Here is a 3203-nt window from a genome sequence, read left to right on the forward strand (position 1 = left end):
TACAGCGGCTGATAAAGTAGTTTCGAATGCGTCTTGTACCACTAACTGTTTAGCGCCATTGGCTAAAGTTATTCATGATAATTTTGGAATTTTGGAAGGGTTAATGACAACTGTTCATGCTACCACATCAACTCAAATGACGTGTGACGGTCCTTCACGTAAAGATTGGCGTGGTGGACGTGCAGCTTCCTGCAATATCATTCCTTCATCAACAGGTGCTGCTAAAGCGGTGGGTCAGGTAATTCCAGAATTGAATGGCAAATTAACAGGTATGTCAATGCGTGTTCCTACAGTTGATGTTTCTGTAGTAGATTTAACAGTTAAACTTGCTAAAGAAACCACTTATGATGCCATTATGAAGGTGTTGCAATCGGCTTCAGAAAATGAAATGAAAGGTATTTTAGGATATACAGAAGATTTAGTCGTTTCTCAAGATTTTGTTTCGGATTCAAGAACTTCTATCGTAGATGCAAAAGCAGGAATTGGATTGAACAGTACGTTCTTTAAAATTGTATCATGGTACGATAACGAATATGGATATTCAAGTAAATTAATTGATTTATCTGTTCACGTAGCAGGTTTAAAATAATAGCACAAATGAAAAGAACAAAGTGAGTCGTTTTTTTGCCTCGTTTTGTTCTTTTTTAATATGTACCTCTATATTCTAAATTATGAAATTATTAGTTGACAGTGGATCTACAAAAGCCGATTGGATTGCTATTGATGATAACGGTAAGGTATTGTTCACTACACAATCATTAGGATTAAATCCAGAAGTATTAGATAAAGAAGAAATTATACATCGTTTAGATGATAAATTTGATATTTCTCACAATAAAGATAAAGCCACACATTTGTTCTTTTATGGTGCAGGTTGTGGAACCGATCGAATGAAAAATTTTTTAACCGAGGTTTTTCAAAATTATTTTAAAAATGCCAACGTAGTCGTTCATGAAGATACGTATGCCGCCGTTTATGCTACAACTCCTAAAGATGCAGAGGCGATTGTTTGTATTCTTGGAACAGGATCCAATTGTAGTTATTTTGACGGAAAAATTTTGCATCAAAAAGTACAATCTTTGGGTTACATTGCAATGGATGATTGTTCGGGTAACCGATTTGGTCGCCATTTGTTAAGAGGGTATTATTTTAATAAAATGCCTAAAGAATTAGCGCAAGAATTTGAGGAAGAATACAATGTAGATGCTGATTATATCAAACATAATTTATATAAAGAGCCTAATCCTAATGCGTATTTAGCGACTTTTGCTAAGTTTTTAATCAAGCATAAAGACACTGATTTTTGTAAAAAATACATCCAAATGGAAATGGAAGATTTTGTTGAAAATTATGTAGAACAATTTGATAACTGTAAAGATGTACCCGTGCATTTTGTAGGTTCAATCGCATTTTATTTAAAAGATGAACTAACTGAAGTATTGGCAAAAAGAGGTATTACCGTGGGGAATGTATTGCGCCGTCCTATTGACGGACTCATTGCTTATCACGTATTGAATAAATAATAAAAAAACCTGAAAATTTCTTTTCAGGTTTTTTTTGATCGTTTTAAATTATTTTAAAATTTGCCTCTTTTTGAATTTTCATTTCTTTTTTTGAAACGGGATGCATAAAAGTGATTTGTTCAGCATGTAAATACAAGCGGTCGGATTTTGTCCCGTATAAATCATCACCAACAATAGGCGTTTTTAATCCCAATTCATGTGAGGCATGTACGCGCAATTGGTGTGTTCTTCCTGTAATAGGATAGAAATATACTAGTGTTTGATTGTTTTGAGTTGCAATTATTTCCCATTTGGTTTGAGCCGATTTCCCATGATCATAGCAAACCAATTGGCGAGGGCGATCTTCTATATCTACACGCAGCGGTAAATCAATGACGCCTTCTTTTTGGAACAAAACTCCGTCTAGTAAAGCAACATAGCGTTTCTTTATGGTTCTTTTTATAAATTGACTTTGTAAGTTAACATAGGTTGCTTCATCTTTTGCAACCAGCATCAACCCCGAAGTCGACATGTCTAAGCGATGTACAACTAATGGTCCTGTAGCTTCTGGATATCTTTCTTTTATTCTTTGATAAACCGAATCGGTGATTTTTTTTCCTGGAACCGATAAAAATTCGGCTGGTTTGTTAATGACTAACAGTATGTCATCTTCATAGACGATTTCAATATCTTTACCTTCTGCTGGATTTTCTTCAAACGGATTAGATTCCATCTCTAAGCCAATCAACATATGGGTTAATAAAATGGGTTCGCATTTGCTCTTACAAGCTGGATAAAATTGTTTGTGCTTACGTATTTCTGATTTTGGTGATTGGCCCCACCAAAATTCGGCCATGGCAATTGGTTTTAAGTGGTGTTCAAAAGCAAAATGCAATAATTTTGGTGCTGCACATTCACCTGCACCAGCTGGGGGATTATTATTGAATAGTTCACCTAAACTTTTGCGATGACCCATTCCATTTAAAAAGGAATATTCTGCAAATAATTTTTGTTGTAATGCTCCCGATTTTATTCGGCGTTCATCTTTTAGTAATTGAATTTGATTTAGGAATTCATCCAATTCTTTTTGTGCCTTTTCTATCTGAAAATTCCAGTACTTGGACATTTTTTTCAGTAAAATGCTTTCTTTTTTGCTTTCTTCCGAAAGGGTAATTTCTAAGGATTCAAGGGTTGTTTTTGGTAAATTAATAGATGATTTTCGTTTTTCATCACGTTCAGTTTTTAGTCTTTTTATTTTGTTTTTTTGGTCTTGAATATCTCTAGCTGCTTCATTTATTGTATGTTCTAAACGTGATTTTTTACTTTGTAGTTCTTCAGTATTTTCTAAGATTTCTATTTTTTCATTGAGGGCATTTAATACGGCTTCTTCTTTTCTAAAATAACTATTCTCTTGTAACATATCAAAAATAGTGGGTACAAAATAGGCATGGTGATTTACTTCCGCTAATTTCCCGGAAAAAGCCCACAAATAACCTAATTCACCCGCTTGATTTTCACAGACTAAAACCCCAAACATTTTACCGATTACTAAACCTTCTTGTTTGGGATTTAATCCGAAATTATGATCAAAATCCGTTTGTGTTTCGAGATACTCTTGTAATTCACGAACAGCGATAAGGCTTAATTCATGGGGCTCATAGTAAAACGGAAAGGTGAACTTTTCAGGCAATGGAATACCTG

At 34.3% G+C, this 3203-nt stretch carries 3 protein-coding genes; 2 read left to right on the forward strand and 1 reads right to left on the reverse strand.

All coding sequences use genetic code 11. The features are described from left to right. Both ACIQ6Z_RS09665 and ACIQ6Z_RS09670 read left to right on the forward strand, forming a co-directional pair. A partial coding sequence (locus ACIQ6Z_RS09665; RefSeq protein ID WP_396210671.1) for a type I glyceraldehyde-3-phosphate dehydrogenase occupies positions 1 to 589 on the forward strand: 589 nt, incomplete at its 5' end. 82 nt (positions 590 to 671) lie between these two features. Further along, positions 672 to 1523: a BadF/BadG/BcrA/BcrD ATPase family protein gene (locus ACIQ6Z_RS09670; RefSeq protein ID WP_396210672.1), complete on the forward strand. Its 852-nt coding sequence runs from the start codon at positions 672 to 674 to the stop codon at positions 1521 to 1523. 43 nt (positions 1524 to 1566) lie between these two features. Here the strand turns inward: ACIQ6Z_RS09670 and ACIQ6Z_RS09675 are convergent. Then, positions 1567 to 3203, reverse strand: a 1637-nt coding sequence (locus tag ACIQ6Z_RS09675; protein ID WP_396210673.1) for a pseudouridine synthase, incomplete at its 5' end; no start/stop codon positions are given.

Source organism: Flavobacterium sp. (assembly GCF_044376915.1).
Taxonomy (GTDB): Bacteria; Bacteroidota; Bacteroidia; order Flavobacteriales; family Flavobacteriaceae; genus Flavobacterium.